This is a genomic window from Rhodobacteraceae bacterium IMCC1335 (assembly GCA_039640495.1).
In the GTDB taxonomy this organism is placed as follows: Bacteria; Pseudomonadota; Alphaproteobacteria; order Rhodobacterales; family Rhodobacteraceae; genus Thalassovivens.
The window spans coordinates 2,635,396-2,653,215 of the sequence record CP046864.1 but is presented as its reverse complement, the minus strand read 5'-3'; the positions used below and the strand labels follow the sequence as shown (position 1 = coordinate 2,653,215).

Annotated in this window: 18 protein-coding genes; 12 read left to right on the top strand and 6 right to left on the bottom strand. The window is 51.3% G+C overall.

Annotation, left to right across the window (positions count from 1 at the left end; all coding sequences use genetic code 11):
* Positions 1 to 34: 34 nt before the first annotated feature.
* Entirely contained in the window at positions 35 to 1,144 is a 1,110-nt protein-coding gene (locus GN241_12725) for a pyridoxal phosphate-dependent aminotransferase (GenBank protein ID XAT58140.1), read from the top strand.
* Here the strand turns inward: GN241_12725 and GN241_12720 are convergent.
* Positions 1,133 to 2,335, bottom strand: coding sequence for an aminotransferase class V-fold PLP-dependent enzyme (locus tag GN241_12720; GenBank protein ID XAT58139.1), 1,203 nt, complete (start codon positions 2,333 to 2,335; stop codon positions 1,133 to 1,135). The two genes, GN241_12725 and GN241_12720, sit on opposite strands and share 12 nt — an antisense overlap.
* A 123-nt stretch (positions 2,336 to 2,458) precedes the next feature.
* On the opposite strand from GN241_12720, the gene GN241_12715 reads away from it, so the two are divergent.
* The 3 genes from GN241_12715 to GN241_12705 all read left to right on the top strand — a co-directional run bounded on the left by GN241_12715 (position 2,459) and on the right by GN241_12705 (position 4,726).
* Positions 2,459 to 3,175 (top strand): protein tyrosine phosphatase, encoded by a 717-nt coding sequence (locus GN241_12715; GenBank protein ID XAT58138.1) that lies wholly within the window; start codon positions 2,459 to 2,461, stop codon positions 3,173 to 3,175.
* Positions 3,176 to 3,208: 33 nt separating this feature from the next.
* Positions 3,209 to 4,189 (top strand): Ldh family oxidoreductase, encoded by a 981-nt coding sequence (locus GN241_12710; protein XAT58137.1) that lies wholly within the window; start codon positions 3,209 to 3,211, stop codon positions 4,187 to 4,189.
* Positions 4,190 to 4,333: 144 nt separating this feature from the next.
* The gene (locus GN241_12705; protein ID XAT59281.1) at positions 4,334 to 4,726 is read left to right on the top strand and encodes a blue light sensor protein; all 393 of its coding nucleotides are present in this window, start codon (positions 4,334 to 4,336) and stop codon (positions 4,724 to 4,726) included.
* A 90-nt stretch (positions 4,727 to 4,816) separates the two neighbouring features.
* On the opposite strand, the gene parE is transcribed toward GN241_12705, so the two are convergent.
* Entirely contained in the window at positions 4,817 to 6,772 is a 1,956-nt protein-coding gene (gene parE, locus GN241_12700) for a DNA topoisomerase IV subunit B (protein XAT58136.1), read from the bottom strand.
* 767 nt (positions 6,773 to 7,539) lie between these two features.
* Here parE and GN241_12695 point away from each other — a divergent pair.
* Entirely contained in the window at positions 7,540 to 8,919 is a 1,380-nt protein-coding gene (locus GN241_12695) for an MATE family efflux transporter (GenBank protein ID XAT58135.1), read from the top strand.
* On the opposite strand, the gene GN241_12690 is transcribed toward GN241_12695, so the two are convergent.
* Positions 8,911 to 10,107 (bottom strand): aminotransferase class I/II-fold pyridoxal phosphate-dependent enzyme, encoded by a 1,197-nt coding sequence (locus tag GN241_12690; protein XAT58134.1) that lies wholly within the window; start codon positions 10,105 to 10,107, stop codon positions 8,911 to 8,913. The two genes, GN241_12695 and GN241_12690, sit on opposite strands and share 9 nt — an antisense overlap.
* A gap of 88 nt (positions 10,108 to 10,195) precedes the next feature.
* Here GN241_12690 and GN241_12685 point away from each other — a divergent pair, with 88 nt between their 5' ends.
* The 3 genes from GN241_12685 to GN241_12675 all read left to right on the top strand — a co-directional run bounded on the left by GN241_12685 (position 10,196) and on the right by GN241_12675 (position 11,427).
* Complete coding sequence (locus GN241_12685) at positions 10,196 to 10,591, top strand: helix-turn-helix domain-containing protein (protein XAT58133.1); 396 nt, start codon at positions 10,196 to 10,198, stop codon at positions 10,589 to 10,591.
* On the top strand, positions 10,588 to 10,854 hold the full coding sequence (locus GN241_12680; protein XAT58132.1) for a succinate dehydrogenase assembly factor 2: 267 nt from the start codon (positions 10,588 to 10,590) through the stop codon (positions 10,852 to 10,854). Before GN241_12685 ends, GN241_12680 begins: the two co-directional genes overlap by 4 nt.
* Positions 10,855 to 10,974: 120 nt before the next feature.
* Positions 10,975 to 11,427 (top strand): winged helix DNA-binding protein, encoded by a 453-nt coding sequence (locus GN241_12675; GenBank protein ID XAT59280.1) that lies wholly within the window; start codon positions 10,975 to 10,977, stop codon positions 11,425 to 11,427.
* Positions 11,428 to 11,519: 92 nt separating this feature from the next.
* On the opposite strand, the gene GN241_12670 is transcribed toward GN241_12675, so the two are convergent.
* Positions 11,520 to 11,948 carry a lactoylglutathione lyase gene (locus GN241_12670; protein ID XAT58131.1) on the bottom strand — a complete coding sequence of 143 codons (429 nt, stop codon included), beginning with the start codon at positions 11,946 to 11,948 and terminating at the stop codon, positions 11,520 to 11,522.
* A gap of 246 nt (positions 11,949 to 12,194) precedes the next feature.
* Between GN241_12670 and GN241_12665 the strand changes: the two genes are divergently transcribed.
* Positions 12,195 to 13,103 (top strand): FAD-dependent thymidylate synthase, encoded by a 909-nt coding sequence (locus GN241_12665; protein ID XAT58130.1) that lies wholly within the window; start codon positions 12,195 to 12,197, stop codon positions 13,101 to 13,103.
* 14 nt (positions 13,104 to 13,117) lie between these two features.
* Here GN241_12665 and GN241_12660 read toward each other — a convergent pair whose 3' ends face one another.
* Positions 13,118 to 13,414: a hypothetical protein gene (locus tag GN241_12660; GenBank protein ID XAT58129.1), complete on the bottom strand. Its 297-nt coding sequence runs from the start codon at positions 13,412 to 13,414 to the stop codon at positions 13,118 to 13,120.
* On the opposite strand from GN241_12660, the gene GN241_12655 reads away from it, so the two are divergent.
* The 3 genes from GN241_12655 to GN241_12645 all read left to right on the top strand — a co-directional run bounded on the left by GN241_12655 (position 13,413) and on the right by GN241_12645 (position 16,519).
* Positions 13,413 to 14,444, top strand: a complete 1,032-nt coding sequence (locus GN241_12655) for an RluA family pseudouridine synthase (protein ID XAT58128.1) — start codon at positions 13,413 to 13,415, stop codon at positions 14,442 to 14,444. The genes GN241_12660 and GN241_12655 overlap by 2 nt on opposite strands.
* Positions 14,445 to 14,585: 141 nt before the next feature.
* A complete protein-coding gene (rpoH, locus tag GN241_12650) occupies positions 14,586 to 15,482 on the top strand; it encodes an RNA polymerase sigma factor RpoH (protein XAT58127.1) in 897 nt (298 codons plus the stop codon).
* Between the two features lie 62 nt (positions 15,483 to 15,544).
* A complete protein-coding gene (locus GN241_12645; GenBank protein XAT58126.1) occupies positions 15,545 to 16,519 on the top strand; it encodes a gfo/Idh/MocA family oxidoreductase in 975 nt (324 codons plus the stop codon).
* Here the strand turns inward: GN241_12645 and phaZ are convergent.
* Complete coding sequence (gene phaZ, locus GN241_12640) at positions 16,516 to 17,793, bottom strand: polyhydroxyalkanoate depolymerase (GenBank protein XAT58125.1); 1,278 nt, start codon at positions 17,791 to 17,793, stop codon at positions 16,516 to 16,518. The two genes, GN241_12645 and phaZ, sit on opposite strands and share 4 nt — an antisense overlap.
* Between the last annotated feature and the right edge of the window lie 27 nt (positions 17,794 to 17,820).

Here is a 17,820-nt window from a genome sequence, read left to right as displayed (position 1 = left end):
GATGCTTGAGATAAAATATTCCTAAACTGCCCGCATGACACATGCGCGTTTCACCTCTCTTCTGTCGCAATTGCCGGCAAGCGTTCCTTTCGTTGGCCCCGAAACCCAAGAACGCGCGCGTGGCAGCGCGTTCGATGCGCGCCTTGGCGCCAATGAAAACGTGTTTGGCCCATCTCCGAAGGCCATTGCAGCGCTGCAAAGCGCCAGCGCCGAGATTTGGAAATATGGAGATCCGACCAGTTTCGAATTGCGGCGGGCTTTGGCGCACCATCATAAAGTCTGCCCTGAGAATATTGTGGTGGGAGAAGGCATAGATGGGCTCTTGGGCTATCTGGCGCGCATGATGATCGACCCGGGTGACGCTGTGGTGACCTCGGATGGTGCTTATCCAACCTTTAATTACCATGTCAGCGGGTTCGGCGGGGTTTTGCATAAAGTGCCTTATAAAGAGGATGCTGAAGATCTGCCGGCTTTGTTGGAAGAAGCTGGCCGCGTTGGGGCTAAATTGGTGTATTTTGCCAATCCGGACAATCCGATGGGCACATGGCATAGCGGCGCTTTTATTATAGAATGTTTGGCCCGCCTTCCCAAGGAAACATTGCTTATCTTGGATGAAGCTTATATTGAGTTTGCTCCTGATGGTACGGCGGTTCAGGTCGCGATAGAGGATCCGCGTGTCATCCGCATGCGCACCTTTTCAAAAGGCTATGGTTTGGCGGGTGCGCGGGTCGGCTATGCGCTTGCTGCGCAAAATTTGATTGGTCAATTTGAAAAAATCCGCAACCATTTTGGGATGAATCGCGCGGCGCAAAGCGCCGCCGAGGCGGCTTTAAACGATCAGGCTTGGCTGCATTGTGTACGCGACAAAGTCGAGGCGTCGAAACAAGAAATTGCGCGTATTGCGGCCGAAAACGGATTGAACACCGTTGAGTCAGCCACCAATTTTATAGCCATTGATTGCGGGCGCGACGGGGCGTTTGCTCAAGCCGTTTTGACGCATTTGGTACAGGCAGGGCTGTTCGTGCGCATGCCGTTTGTGGCCCCGCAAAACCGTTGCATTCGGGTTAGTGCAGGCCGGCCAGAAGATATGGATTTGCTGCGCCGCGCGCTGCCCAAAGCTTTGGCCGCTGCCTCAGCGGGCTGAGCCAATCACCCGTGCAGCAGCCTCTAGTGCACCTGCCCCATGCGGTAGAGACAGGGCGCATAACCCGGCTTCAACGCTGCCCAAAAGCGCCATAATCATTTGTGCATTGACATGGCCCATATGGCCAAAGCGGAAAAATCCTTTTCCGTCTGGATCTGTTGGCGTTGTCATGCCCAAACCGATGCCCACAGTGACCCCGGTGTTTTGTTCGAGCCATTGGCGAAGATTTTGCGTGGCCGGCACCCCCATATGCATGGCTGTGACGGCATGGCTGCGCTGCGCGGGATCTGTGATATTCAGGGCCATCGTTCCCCCTGCTTGCCCCCAAATATCAACCGCGCTCCAAATCGCTTGCGCCAAGGTTTCATGGCGCGCCCAAATATGCGGTAGACCCTCATCTTTCAACATATCAAGCGCGATGCGCAATCCGAAGAGATGATGGGTGGGCGCCGTGCCGCAGAAATATTCATAAAATAATTGCGGGGCAACGCGCGGTGCCCAATCCCAATACGAACTGACATGGCGCAAAGCCTTTTGACGTTTTGCGGCTTGTTCGCTGAAAAACACGAAAGACAGGCCCGGTGGCACCATCAATCCTTTTTGGCAGCCCGCCACCATTACATCGACGCCCCAAGCGTCAAATTCAAATCGGTCACAGGCCAAAGAGGCGATGCAATCTACCGCCAACAGGGCAGGGTGGTCCACCGCATCCATCGCCTGTCGTATCTGCAAAATATCATTGCGTACGGAAGTTGAGGTATCGACATGGCAGATAAGCACCGCTTTGATCTGCCGGTTACGATCATCTTTGAGAGCCTGCGCAATTTGGGCCGGCTCTGCCATACTTTGCATTCCAAAATCGATCAGCTCTACGCCAATTCCCATACGCCGCGCCATCTCGGCCCAACCATGCCCGAAACGTCCCGTTGCCGCCACCAAGACTTTATCCCCAGGCTCGGCAATATTGGCCAATGCGGCCTCCCATGCGCCATGGCCATTGGCAATATAAATCGCCACATGTTGGGTGCTGCAGGCCACCCATTTCAGATCCTCAACGATGCTTTTGGTCAGATCGACTAGAGGCCCTTCGTAAATATTAGGCGCAGCTTGATGCATCGCTTGCAGCACAGCATCAGGGATCACGGAGGGCCCAGGAATTGCAAGATAGCCGCGGCCTTGGGATAATGTCATCGGTTTCATCTCATCATTTTCTTCATAGGTAATCGTTTGGCAGATAAGGTCAATCTATGGTTTGGCTTGTCACTCTGGCGCAGACGATCTACACCTCGCCAACTTGTGTAAAAAGGGACCTTAATGCTGAAAAAGATTGCTCAGCGGCTGAAAGCCTCGCACCAGCGGTTGCGCTGCGCCTATGCGTCCAAGTTATCTCCAACGCAGGATAACTTTTGGGCGCGGGTTGATTACTATTGGTTTGACCATGCCATACTGCGTACGTTTTGGACCAATTTTTTCGAAATTGCACCTGGGATTTACCGATCCAATCAACCCACTGAGCGGCGTTTGGAAGACTTTAAGAAAATGGGCGGTAAATCTGTTTTAAACCTGCGCGGTGAAGATGGCTATGCCCATTTTCTTTACGAATTATGGGCCTGTGAGAAATTGGACCTGACATTGGTCTCTAGAAAGCTATGGGCGCGTGATGCCCCTGCGCGCGAGGCTATTCTGGATGCCATTGAGGCGTTTAAAACGCTGCCCAAACCGCTTTTATTTCATTGCAAATCCGGTGCAGATCGCGCCGGGTTTACAGCGGCAATGTATTTGATGGTCTGCGAGGGGCGCCCGGTTGCAGAAGCGAAAAAGCAGCTAGGGTTGCGCTATATTCATCTGGATTTCACGGCTACCGGCGTGCTTGATTACATTTTGGCGGTTTATGAAGCGCGGGTTGAACAGCATCCTATTGATTTTGAAGATTGGATCCGTAGAGAATATCATCAAAAGCTGCTTCAACAGGGGTTTAACCTGCGGCGTCCGCTTGCCGAAACGCTGGACCTTATTGCGCAGTCACAATAACGCAATCTCAGCCCGAAAAGACGAGGAGGCATTATGCCAAAAATATCAATTGATGAAATTGAAACCACGGCCAAAACTGCCTTGATCAAACATGGGGCGGATGACGCGATTGCGCGACATGTTGCGCGCGCTGTCGCGCAAGCGGAAAGCCTAGGCAACCGCATATGTGGCCTTTATTATCTGGAAAGCTATTGCGTTCAGCTGCAAAGCGGCCGCGTGCGCGGCGATGTGACCCCCGCGGTCAGCCAGCCAAAACCCGGTGTGGTGCATGTCGATGCGAAATTTGGCTTTGCGCAGCCTGCTTTTGCCGCCGGATTGCCCGCGGCGCTTGCGGCAGCGAGGCAAAACGGCGTGGTCAGCTTGGGGATAGGTCATGCGCATACATGTACGTCTTTAGGCTATTTTACCCAGCAAATTGCCGAGCATGGGATGATTGGTCTTGGGTTTACAAATGCCTCGCCCATCGTAGCCCCCCCCGGCGGTAAGGCCCGCACCATCGGCACCAATCCAATTGCGTTTTCTGTGCCCGATGGCCGGGGCGGCGTGGCCTTGCAATTTGATCAATCAACCACGGTTGTGGCTTTGGGCAAGATCACCATGGCAAAAGCAGCGGGTGAAAAAATTCCATTGGGTTGGGCTTTGGATAGCGAGGGGCGTCCAACGACGGATCCAGATGCCGCATTGGCGGGATCTTTGGTCTCTATTGGCGGCTATAAGGGCTGGGGCTTTGGCGTTATGGGAGAGTTATTGGCCGCTGGCATGGCAGGGGGGATTTTGTCGCGCGATGTAAAGCCGCTTAAGGCGGCCGATGGCGCACCGCATGATTTGGGTCAATATTATATCCTGATTGATCCGGGCCATGGTCATGCGTTTTCCGAACGGCTAGAGGCGTTGGCAGAGATTGTGGCCCAAGAGCCGGGAACGCGCTTGCCTGGGCAGAATAAAAAGCCAAACCAGACGGTCGATATCCCCGAGGCGCTTTGGGCTTTGAGCCTTAGATTGGCCGCAGGTTAGCTGTTTTTGTGATCCGCACGGATGGGGAATGCCCTTGGCCTTTTTTAGGGGTTCCTTTCGGTTTGGATTTCATGGCTTTTACAGATAGCTTCTAAGAAATAAGAAAGGCGATTGTTTTTGGCACGCTATAAAACCCAGCAAAACCTGAAGTATTTGATTTATGCATCAAAGCCATTTGGCTTTGATCAAAGCGTTTTAAACGGAATCTTGGTGACCGCCAAAACCAATAATCAACGGGTTCAAATCACTGGTGCGCTGATTTGCCGATCAGACTTATATTTACAGTTTTTAGAGGGCCCTACTTCTGAAATTGATCGTATTTATCAAAATATCCGCCGCGACGATCGGCATGTTGAGATCACGCTTTTGGCCGAAGGTGGAGCGCAAGCGCGGCTTTTTCCTGATTGGGCGATGCGCGATGACCCAGTGCGTAGCTGGATGTGGAGCCGCGAAGAAATCGCGGATGGGGCGTTGGAAACCGTCTCTGCCAGCGAGGCGTTTGCACTCTTTTTGCGCCATGCAAAAGAATTGCTCTGACCGGCAACGTGACGCTGGCTGCTTTGCGTTTGGAATTTGAACAATTGGATGCGCTTGGGCTGTTATGATTGGCCCGGGGAGTGGCTTTCGTTAAACGTCAAGCTCTTCCACAAATTTTGCATTTTCTTGGATATATTGAAACCGCAATTCAGGTTTTTTGCCCATCAATTGTTCCACCAAACTGCCCGTTTCGCCAGGTTCATCTTCATCAATATTGACGCGGATCAATTTCCGGCTTTTGGGGTCCATCGTGGTTTCTTTGAGGTCTTTGGCATCCATTTCACCAAGCCCCTTAAAGCGGCTCACGTCAATTTTGCCTTTGCCGCCAAGGCCCTTTTCAAGCCAATGATTGCGTTCAACTTCATCCTCGCAATATACGCGCACCGCCCCTTGCGTTAGGCGGTAAAGCGGCGGGCAGGCCAGATAAAGATGGCCACTATCGATCATCGGACGCATTTGAGTGAAGAAAAACGTCATTAATAGGGCCGCGATATGCGCTCCATCTACATCTGCATCGGTCATGATAATCACTTTATCATACCGCAGATCGTCCAGATTAAAGCGGCTGCCCAGCCCCACCCCCAGCGCTTGGGAAAGATCATTAATCTCTTGGTTTGTGCTAATCTTATTGCTGGCAGCTCCCAGAACATTCAGAATTTTACCGCGCAATGGCAGCAGCGCTTGAGTTTTGCGGTCGCGGGCCATTTTGGCCGATCCGCCGGCGCTATCCCCTTCGACCAAAAACAGCTCGGTGCCGGCCCGGTTGGTTGCAGAACAATCCACTAGCTTCCCCGGTAACCGCAGTTTTTTGGTGGCGGTTTTGCGCTGCGTTTCTTTTTCTTGCCGACGGCGCATACGCTCTTCGGCGCGCAAGACCAGAAAATCCAAAATTGCACCGGCCGATTTGGTATCAGCGGCCAGCCAATTGTCAAAATGATCGCGGACTGAATTTTCCACCAGCCGTTGGGCTTCATTGGTGGCAAGGCGATCTTTGGTTTGGCCAACAAATTCAGGTTCGCGGATAAAGCAGCTGACCAAGGCACAGCCGCCGGTAATCAGATCTTCGCGGGTGATCTCTTTGGCTTTCCGGTTATTGATCAATTCGCCATAGGCGCGAATACCTTTCAAAACCGCAGCCCAGAAACCGGCTTCATGGGTGCCGCCCTCTGGTGTTGGCACCGTGTTACAATAAGATTGGATGAACCCGTCGCGCGATGGGGTCCAATTGATGGCCCATTCTACTTTGCCCGGAACTCCGAAGCGCTCTTGAAAATCAACCGTTCCGGCGAACGGGTTTTCGGCATAGGTTGAAGCGCCGTTCAACGTTTCCGAGAGGTAATCGGCCAATCCGCCGGGGAAATGAAAATTGGCTTCGGTGGGCGTATCGCCATCTTCAATGGCTGATTTCCAGCGAATTTGAACGCCGCTGAACAAATAAGCCTTTGACCGCATCGACTTGAACAAACGCGCAGGTTTAAACTTTAAGCTGCCAAAAATCTCTGGATCTGCGTGGAAGGTTACATTGGTTCCGCGCCGGTTTGGCGCCGCTCCAATTTTTTGAATGGGGCCTAAGGGAAGGCCGCGGCTAAATTTTTGTTCATACAGCTCTTTGTTGCGCGCCACTTGCACAACCATCCTGTCTGACAGCGCATTCACAACAGATGCACCAACGCCGTGTAGACCACCCGAGGTTTGATAGGCCTTGCCGCTGAATTTACCGCCCGCGTGCAATGTGCATAAGATCACCTCAAGCGCTGATTTATCGGGGAATTTGGGGTGTGGATCAATCGGGATGCCGCGGCCATTATCCCGAATGGTAATCGAATAATCCGCGTGTAATTCAACATCTATGCGATTGGCATAACCTGCCACCGCCTCGTCCATTGAATTGTCGAGCACCTCGGCCACCAAGTGATGCAAGGCGCGCTCATCCGTACCGCCAATATACATACCGGGCCTTTTTCGAACGGGCTCTAGACCTTCTAAAACCTCGATCGAACTAGCGTTATAATCCTCGCCCTGGGCTTGGTTTAATAGATCACTCATTTGACTGCTCATTATTCTTTTTTCAGCACTATGTCATTTTGACGGGTCTAGGGAAAGAGCTCATGCAGATAATTGCGTCAGCTGTTTTATACCTAGGGGCTTAGGCAAGCTGCAAGAAGAACTGAACTTGGCATGAATCTGTATCGTTATAGTTTGACATAATACAGTTTTGTGACATGACGTGTTGTAGCGAGCCTGACGCTAGTTTGCGTCAAAACGCTTTTTTTTGATCGTTAAATTTAAAATATTATGAGGATTTTATTTTTTATTTGAGGTTATTTTTATAATAAGTAAATTAAATAGTGAGAAATATTTTGAGATTTCAGGCAAAAGACAAATGTGCCTTTTAACAGACGGTAAAGGAATATAACTACTCAGCTTTGTGGCGCATTCTGATACATCCTCCCTCAAAAAAATGTTTGAGAGAGCTTGTTGGTATTGCAGGCTCTTCATGGCGGGAAGAGCAAGGCAGGGCGAGTAATGACGGCCGGTATTTCGCTCACCTTGCCGGTTGTGTTGTGGCCCAAACAGAAAATAAGTACAAATTGTCTTTCTGTTTGGGCTACATTGACTATTTAAATTTGACCTGTCTTAAAAACGTGTCTTGAAAACTTGCCTCTTGAAACACCTGATAATTTTTTTGCAATCGACTTTGGAAGCACTTTTTTGCAACCTGGCAATTGCCACGTCTGAAAATCCCTGACGCGGCTGGCGATTTAAAGCTTGCTGTTGCGGATCTATGGCCTATCAAGGTGCAGGAGGCCAACTTGACCCGCTATCAACATTTCCGAGCCATTTGTTCGTTAGGATTGCCGCTAATCCTTGGAAATATTGCCCAAATCTCCATCGGCGTTGTCGATACCGTGATGACTGGATGGTATTCTGTTGAGGCGCTGGCCGCCTTGGTTTTGGGCAGCTCTTTTTTCTTCGTTGTGTTCATATTAGGCGCAGGGTTTGGGCATGCTCTTTTGCCGCTGGTAGCAAGCGCAGCGGCGCGCGAGGATGCGGTTCAAATTCGCCGCGTAACCCGCATGGGCTTGTGGTTATCCATCATTTATTCCACGGGGGTATTTTCGCTTTTTTGGAGTTCGGAATTTGTTTTCATGGCGCTGGGGCAAGACCCAATACTGGCAGGCTTGGCGCAGAATTACCTGCGGATTTTAAGTTTTGGGTTGATCCCCGCTTTGGTGGTTTTGGTGCTGAAAAATTATCTTGCCGCCCTTGAGCTGACGCAAGTGGTATTGGTGATTACGGTGGCGGCGCTTTTGCTCAATATTCCGCTGAACTACCTGCTTATCTTTGGCAAATATGGAGTGCCCGAGCTCGGCGTAGCTGGCGCGGCTTGGGCGTCACTGGCCGTGCATCTGCTCAGCGCGCTGGCCATCGCGTTTTATGCGTGGTGGCGCTTACCTGAGCATAAATTATTCCTACGTTTTTGGCGGCCTGATTGGGGCATCTTTTCAAAACTGTTCAAGATAGGCATGCCGATTGGATTGACGCATTTGGCGGAAGCGGGATTATTTTACGCCTCTTCAGTGATGATGGGCTGGTTGGGGGTGATTGCGCTTGCTGCGCATGGTATCGCTCTACAAATTTCAAGCGTTACGTTTGTGGTACATCTAGGCCTGGCGGCGGCGGCAACGGTGCGGGCAGGGGCCGCCTATGGGCGCAAAGATTTTGTCGGTTTACGCGATGGTGCCGTGGTTGCAACCTTGGCCTCAATTGGTCTTTCTACAATGACATTGATCCTGTTTGTAACCTTTCCAACGGTTTTGGTGGGTCTTTTCATCGATGCGCATGATCCTGCCCGCGATCAAATTCTTGCGCTGGGCGCGATTTTACTTGTGGTGTCTGGGTTGTTTCAATTCGTTGATGGCGGCCAAGTGATGGCGTTAAGCCTCTTGCGCGGCATTCAAGATACTTCAGTGCCGCTGCTTGTTGCGGTGATCGGATATTGGGCTATTGGGCTTCCGGTAGGGTATGTTTTGGGGTTCTGGCTGGGGTTTGATGGCGTCGGTATTTGGGCAGGTATTGCGGTAGGGCTGGCGATCGTGGCCCTGACCTTGGGCCACCGATTTGTTAAGCTGCTGGGTCAGATGCTGGACCGGAACGTTTTGCGCTCAAACTCTGGTGCTGTTTCAAATTAGGCGTTCACAAAATTGGGCAATTCTGGTGCAGGCTTCGCTAAGCTGGGTTTCCGACGTGGCATAACTGATCCGAAAATTGGGCGACAATCCAAAAGCGGCCCCAAAAACCGCTGCAACGCCCGTATCTTCCAACAAGGCGATCGCAAAATCTTCGTCAGTTTCAATAACCTTCCCACCGGGCGTGGTTTTACCGATCAAACCGGCGATTGACGGATAGACGTAAAAAGCGCCCTCGGGGATCGGGCAGGTGATACCGTCAATCGCGTTTAATCCGGCAACGACCAAATCGCGCCGGCCTTTGAACAGGGTTTGGTTGTCTTGCAGAAACGCTTGCGGTCCCTCTAACGCTTCGAGCGCGGCCCATTGGCTGATCGAACAGGGGTTTGAAGTGGTTTGGCTTTGTACTTTGCGCATCGCTGCGATCAAAGCCTCGGGGCCTGCGGCATAGCCAATGCGCCAGCCGGTCATGGCATAGGCTTTTGAAACGCCATTGCAGGTTAAGGTGCGCGCGTAAAGCCGCGGTTCGACCTGGGCAGGGGAAACAAATTGGAACCCATCATAGGTGAGATGTTCATACATATCATCCGACATCACCATAACATCAGGAAAATCAAGCAAGACATCCGTCAGCGCCTTTAATTCGGGTGCTGAATAGCCCGCGCCGGTTGGGTTTGAGGGCGAATTGAAAATAAACCATTTTGTGTTTGCGGTGATGGCGGCGCGCAGCGCTTTTGCGGTCAGTTTATAATTGTCTTTCACATCGGTGGCCACAATCACCGGGGTTCCACCTGCCAGAAGCACCATATCAGGATAGCTGACCCAATAGGGTGCGGGAATGATCACTTCATCCCCTGCGTTCAATGTGGCCATCAGGGCATTAAACAAGGTTTGCTTGCCACCGGTTCCGACCGAGATTTGGCTAGGATGATATTCTAAAGCGTTTTCACGGGAAAATTTCTTACAAATTGCTTGCTTCAGTTCGGGCATACCGTCAGGTGCGGTATATTTTGTTTTGCCCGCTGCGATTGCTGCGGCTGCGGCCTGTTTTATGTGTTCGGGCGTGTCGAAATCGGGCTCGCCAGCGCTGAGGCTGATAATATCCCTTCCTTGGGCTTTCAGCTCTTGAGCCAAAGTGGTCATGGCGATTGTGGGCGAGGGTTTGACACGTTTTAACGAGAGCGATTGCATGGGGTGCGCCTATTTGAACTTACGATTGATATACCATAGGGTGCCGCTGAGAGGCCTTCAAGCGCCCATCAAAATGTTAGGAAAACCTATGACGGATTTGGCAACAGACTGGTATGGTGGCCATATCGCCACGTTTGGCGACCGCCTGGCAGCGGCGCGGGATGCGGCGCAACTGAGCCAGCAGCAGTTGAGCAAACAGCTTGGTGTTAGGTTGAAAACGTTGAAAAGCTGGGAAAATGACAGCTCAGAGCCGCGCTCAAATAAGCTATCGATGATCGCTGGGATTTTAAACGTATCTTTGATTTGGCTTTTAACCGGCGAGGGGGAGGGGGTTCTGGCCCCTGATGATATGCCCCAACCCGCCCCAGAACTGGCTCGAGTAATGAGCGATATAAAAGATTTGAAAGAAATTGTGGCAAGCGCGGCAGAGCGTTTGGAGCAACTGGAAAAACGGCTTCCAACGGTGTTGAAGGCGCTGCGATGAGCGAATTGCCGGCCATTCGCCTGAAGCGACTGCAGATGCGATCGATGCGCCGTGGTATCAAAGAAATGGATTTGATTTTATCGCGTTATGCGCAGGCAAAATTGGCCGTTTTTGACGCGGCGAGTTTGGATTGTTACGAAGATTTGTTAAATGAAAATGATCAGGATTTGTATCAATGGGTCTCTGGGCAAGCGCCTTGCCCCCCCCGTATTTCAGAAATGATTGAAGATATTCAAGCCTTTATCGCGCAGGCCCGCGGTTAGAGTCATCCCTTAACCGATTGTTTGGACTTAGGGGCGAGACTGGCGTTGATTTTGACTTAATGGCGGAGCTTTTTCATGAACAGTCCAACCCCGGTTGAGGCCAGCAAACAAGCGCTGTTTATGAGCAATTATCTTGATACATTATGTTTGGTCGAGCGCTTGCACCGTTTGCTTCTTGATGTGATCAAGGATGAATTTGAACGATTGGATATTTTTGACATCAACGCGGTTCAAGGCCTTTTGCTGTTCAATATCGGTGACAATGAGGTATCCGCCGGCGATTTGAAATCGCGTGGTTATTATCAAGGCAGCAATGTCAGTTACAATCTGAAAAAACTGGTTGATATTGGCTATATGCATCACCAGCGCTGCCGGATTGATCGGCGGGCAGTCCGCGTTGGCCTGACGCAAAGCGGCCGAAACATCCGTGATATCATTGCGCGTTTATTTGCCCGCCATGCGCAAGGCTTGATCGAAAGCAATGCGCTTGAGGCGCAATCAGTGATGGATATTTCGCATATTTTAAAACGTATTGAGCGGTATTGGAAAGATCAAATCCGCTATATTTATTGATCCTGTGGCCCCTCAAATGGGGGGCGCACTGAATATGATTTTGCTCTAGCAACGCAGAATTTGGTTCCGTCATTTCGCTGGATGAGCGGGATTTACCAATGGCCGGTATTGTCCATAGATACCCAAGGCTCAGCGGGCGGTAGCGCATCGCCCTTTTGCAGCAGTTCAACCGAGATATTATCGGGCGAGCGCACGAAGGCCATATGTCCATCACGGGGGGGGCGATTGATCACAACCCCATTCTCCTGCAAATGCTGGCACATGTCATAAATATTATCCACCAAATACGCCAAATGGCCAAAATGCCGGCTGTCGCTTGGCAAGCCTTCATCGCCATCCCAATTGTAAGTCAACTCGACAGGGCAATCTTCTTGGCCCTCGGGCGCCATGAAGACTAAGGAAAACCGACCTTTTTCATAATCCGAGCGCCGCGTTTGAACCAACCCCAGTAACTTGAAAAATGCGATTGATTTATCAAGGTCTTTGACCCGAACCATCGTATGTAAATATCGCGTGCCCATGCGTAACTCCTTTATTTGATTATTCCTTTTACGCTATCATGACAGCGGCTTCTGTCTAGAGGCAATCGCCGCGTTTAAGGCAAAAGTGATTTAAATTTTCCAATGCAGGGTCCACGCATGAAGCTGCAAGCAAATTTTTTGACAATTTCCGCCGTGTTTTTCTAAAATCTCCTTCATATCGCGGTTTTTTGTTTGCGAGCCTCAAGATATAGTAGGAGCACTGCAGCAGTAAAAAGGATTCGTCAAATGCCCCTTTCATCCGATCAGCAGGCGGAAATCGCGGAACAGCGCCGCCATACGCAGCCGACTTTAAGGGCTGTCAGCCAGGGGATGGAGGATCACCTATACACTGCCTATCCCGTGCTGGATCACGGGTTTGTGCGTGTGATTGATTACATGGGCGATGATGCGGCGATTTGCCAAGCGGCGCGGGTGAGCTACGGCAAAGGCACCAAATCGGTTCAAAATGATGAAGGGCTTGTGCGCTATTTGATGCGGCATTGGCACTCAACGCCTTTTGAAATGTGCGAAGTGAAGCTGCATGTGAAGCTGCCGGTTTTTGTGGCGCGTCAATGGATCCGCCATCGTACGGCCAATGTGAACGAATATTCGGCCCGCTATTCTATCTTGGACCGCGAATTTTACATCCCAGCGCCCGAATCCCTTGCATCGCAATCTGTGGTGAACAATCAGGGGCGCGGCGCGGCGCTTAGCGGGCAAGAAGCCGAGCGGGTTCTGCGCTATCTGCGCGATGATGCGATGCGCGCCTATGATCATTATGAGGAAATGATTTCTCAGGAGGGTCAGGATGGCTTGGCCAGAGAATTGGCGCGTATGAATTTGCCTGCGAATATTTATACGCAATGGTATTGGAAGGTGGATTTGCACAATCTGTTGCATTTTTTACGTCTGCGCGCTGATGCGCATGCGCAATATGAAATCCGCGTCTATGCGGATGAAATTTGTAAACTGGTGGCCGATTGGGTGCCCTTCGCCTATCGGGCGTTTGAAGATTATCGTATGGGGGGGGCAACGCTCTCAAGCACTGCGTTGGCTTGCGTGCGGCGGATGCTCAGAGGCGAGGCGGTCACGCAGGAAAACTCTGGGATGAGCGCCGGCGAATGGCGTGAGTTTCAAACAACGCTGGCAGATTAGCTGGTGGAGACGCGCTACTGGGTAATCTCAACGGTTTGGAACAGTTTACCTTCGGGTGTGAAAAGTAAAATTGTATTTTCTTGGGTTACCACAGCATACCAGTCGCGGGTTTGCGTGAACGCAATCGGTGTGACGCCGCTGGGCAACGTAATTTCTGGGGGAACGCTCAGTTTATCTTGCTGAAAACGAATGACAAACAAGATGATTAAGATTATCATTCCGCCAATCATCGTGGCGCTTAGCAGCGTTACCAGCCGCCGTAAATAATCGAGATGCGGCACCTTATTTTCAGGCTCTGTAGGTTGCTCCATGACGACTACCCTTATTGAATTTCAGATCGCAGCGGACCCTCCTGCGCGCCTTGATAAAGCGCTTTTTCGCGATGCACCAGCGCAGGCTGAGCTTTCCCGTACATATTTAACGCGTTTGATCCTGGCTGGTGCGGTTCGGATCAATCAGGCGCCCCAAAACAACCCAAAAGCCAAAGTTATGGAAGGGGCGCAGGTTCAGATTGAACTTCCCTGCTCTGCCGAGCTTGATTTAACGCCCGAAAATATTCCTTTGCGCGTGGTCTATGAAGATGACGCGTTGATCGTGATTGATAAACCCGCCGGGATGGTCGTGCATCCCGCGCCCGGATCGCCCACCGGCACGCTGGTGCATGCTTTGTTGCATCATTGCGCCGATAGCCTGTCGGGGATTGGCGGTGAAAAGCGCCCGGGAATCGTGCATCGCATTGATAAGGACACATCCGGGCTTTTGGTGGTTGCGAAATCGGATAAGGCGCATCACGGTTTGGCCAAGCAATTTGAATTGCACAAAGTAGAGCGGGCTTATCGCGCGATTTGTTACGGTGTGCCAGATGCCAATGAACCCCGGTTAAGAGGGGTGCGCGGGGTGAATTTTGAAGCGGGAAATGTGATGAAAATCACCACGCATCTGGCCCGCCATCGTACGGACCGCCAGCGTCAAGCGGTATTTTTTGAAGGTGGCCGCCATGCCGTAACCCGGGCGCGATTGCTGGAAAGTTATGGACGCCCTGCGACCCTTTCGTTGATTGAATGCCAGCTCGAAACCGGGCGCACGCATCAAATTCGCGTGCATCTGGCGCATACTGGCCACGGCCTCTTGGGGGATCCAGTTTATGGCGGCCGGCGAAAGATTGCTAAAAAAGCTTTGTCCGAGGCCAGCTTGGCCTTGGTAAGTGGTTTTTCAAGGCAGGCTTTGCATGCGGCTGTATTGGGGTTTGAACACCCGATGTCCGGCAAGAAGATGCGATTTGAAGCGCCATACCCCACCGATTTAAAAACCCTCCTAGAGGCGCTGGAAAAAGATGGCTAAAAGCGCGGGATTGCCAGCGCGACTGATTTCGCTTTTCCGTTATTTTTTCTGTAAATTTTTCCTGAAGTACTGGGCCTGATCTTGAAATACCAAAGCCCGGCTCTTATCTGCTTTTTATAAGACGTGTGTAAGAGGTAACCAATGGCAAATTATTCTAACCTTCCCGCTCCAACCCCAGAAGGGGGTTTAAGCCGATATTTGCAAGAGATCCGTAAATTTCCAATGCTTGAGCATGAAGAAGAATATATGCTGGGCAAACGTTGGGTGGAAAAACAGGATACACAAGCTGCGCATAAAATGGTGACCTCGCATTTGCGGCTGGCGGCAAAAATTGCCATGGGCTACCGCGGCTATGGGTTGCCGCAGGCAGAAGTGATTTCAGAGGCCAATGTTGGTTTGATGCAGGCTGTAAAGCGCTTTGATCCTGAAAAGGGGTTTCGCCTTGCCACCTATGCCATGTGGTGGATAAGGGCGAGCATTCAAGAATATATTTTGCGCAGCTGGTCTTTGGTAAAAATGGGCACCACAAGCGCGCAAAAGAAGTTGTTTTTTAATCTTCGCAAAGCCAAGTCGCGCATCGGCGCGCTGGAAGATGGGGATATGCATCCCGATAAAGTGCATAAAATTGCAACAGATTTGGGCGTCAGCGAAGAGGAGGTGGTGAATATGAACCGCCGTCTGTCCGGCGGGGATGCCTCTTTGAATGTACAAATCGGGGCTGATGGCGAAGGCTCGATGCAATGGCAGGATTGGCTGGAAGATGAAGACGCGGATCAAGCGGGCGATTATGAGGCCAAAGATGAGCTAGAGCTGCGTCGCGCCATGCTTGAGCAAGCGATGGAAGTGTTAAACCCGCGTGAGAAAGATATTTTGATCAAACGCCGGCTTGATGAGCAATCAATCACTTTGGAAGATTTGAGCGAAGAATATAACGTAACCCGTGAACGTATTCGCCAGATTGAAGTGCGCGCTTTTGAAAAGTTGCAACAGGAAATGCGGCGGCTTGCTGTTGATAAAGGCATGCTCAGCGCCGTCTAGGGCTTTTGCGGATCACTAAAACCCGCTAGCCTGAAGGAAAAAGGCAATCGGGAGAATATATAATGACGAAGACAGTGCGCTGGGGAATATTGGGGGCGGCTAACTTCGCCAAACAGCATATGGCGCCGGCGATGCAACTGGCCCGCAACACAGAATTGGTGGCGCTTGGCACCTCGGATGGTGCAAAAGCAGCTCCGTTCAAAGCCCTAGCCCCTGGGCTGAAAGTGCATAACAGTTATGACGCCGTTTTGAACGATCCTGATATTGACGCTGTCTATATTCCCTTGCCCAACCATCTGCATGTGGCATGGGTCAAAAAAGCCATTGCCGCTGGCAAGCATGTTTTATGCGAAAAACCGATTGCGATGCAGGCGTCGGAAATTGATGAGCTTATTGCGCTGCGCGACAGCGCGGGTTTGATGCTGGTCGAAGCTTATATGATCGTTCATCATCCACAATGGCAGTACGCAAAGGCACTTTTTGAAAGCGGTGTGATCGGAGATCTGGTGCAGGTCGATGGCGTCTTTTCATATAATAACGCAGAAGATGTGGCTAATATCCGCAACCGACCGGATACGGGTGGCGGCAGTTTGCCCGATATCGGGGTTTATACATTTGGCAGTGCGCGCTATGTGACCGGACAAGAGCCTGAGACGATTTTGGACGCCACGATAACGTGGGAAAACGGGGTAGATGTTTGGGCTGGCGTCACGGCGCAATTTCCCGGCTTTCGGTTTATGGGCGTGACATCAATGCGCATGGATGCGCGGCAGGAAATGAATTTTCATGGAACCAATGGGTTTATTCGCCTCACCGCGCCTTTCAATCCGCAGGTTTTTGGACAGGCAGAGGTTGAACTGCACCAAGGGGGCGAGGCGAAACAAGTCAAACGCTTTCCAAATGAGAACCATTATACGCGCCAGCTTGAAGCGTTTCAGGCCAGCCTTCATGAGGGCGCGGACTATGCTTGTCCGTTAGAGTTTTCACAAGGCACGCAACGGATGATTGATCAGGTTTTCCAAAAAGCGCGCGGCTAAACCTTGCGCTGAGTTGCTTTTTTGGAGCGTGTTTCTTGGCGCCGTTTGCTGTTCGCATCGATAAATTCGAGCACCAAGGGGCGAATGTTGTTGCGCCAACTTTTGCCAGCAAAAATACCATAATGCCCGGCATCGGGTTCTAAATGGCTGGCTTTCTTATCCGCTGACAGCCCCGTGCAAAGCGCCAGCGCTGCGACGCATTGGCCCGGCGCTGAGATATCATCTTTGGCACCTTCTACGGTTTTGATGGCCACATCCGTTATTGCGCCAAAATCAATCGCCTTACCCGCGATGCTAAACGTGTTTTGCGCGATCTCGCGCGATTTGAAAATGCGTTCAACGGTGCTCAGATAAAATTCAGCGGTCATGTCCATAACTGCAAGATATTCGTCATAGAACTTGTTATGCGGATCGTGATCCGATGCCTCGCCGCGGATCACTTTCAAAACTTGATCGCGAAAGGCCAGCGTGTGGCGCTCGGCATTCATCGACATAAATGAGGATAATTGAAGTAACCCGGGATAAACTTTTCGGCCAACGCCAGCATATTTAAACCCAACGCGCTGGATCAGGGTCTGTTCAAGCTGCCCCATTGTGACGCGATGGCCAAAATCAGTGACATCGGTTGGGTTTGCATCCGGATCAATTGGCCCCCCGATTAAGGTCAGGCTGAGGGGCTGGGCTTTTGGATCTTCTTGCGCCAGATAGGCTGTGGCGGCCAGCGCCAAGGGCACGGGTTGGCACACGGCGATTACATGCGTGTCGGGTCCCAGATGGCGCAAATAATCCACCAAATAAAGCGTATAATCTTCAATATCGAATTTACCATCCGATACAGGAATGTCCCGCGCATTATGCCAATCGGTGATATAAACTTCACAATCGGGGATCAGGCTTTTCACTGTCGAGCGCAGCAAGGTCGCATAATGGCCCGACATGGGTGCCACCAACAACACTTTTCGCGGCGCGGTGGGCCGATCTTGTACGTCAAAATGCACCAAGTCGCCAAAGGGGGCTTTCAAAACGGCTTTTGGCTCTACCAAATGGTCCCGCCCATCTGCACCGGGCATGCTATCAATTCCCCAATCGGGTTTTACGCTCATCCGTTGGAAACTGCGCTCGGTTACTTGCCCCCAGGCGGCCATCCATTCAAGCGCAGGGTTAGGCATCATTGCGAAACCGGGATTTGAGGCAAAGGCTTGTGCGCTTGCACCAATCCATTGGTTGGTATTGCGCATGGTTTCCATAAAATCATAATTCGCCATAAACCGCATTTTCTGCTCCAAACTTATCCATTTTGC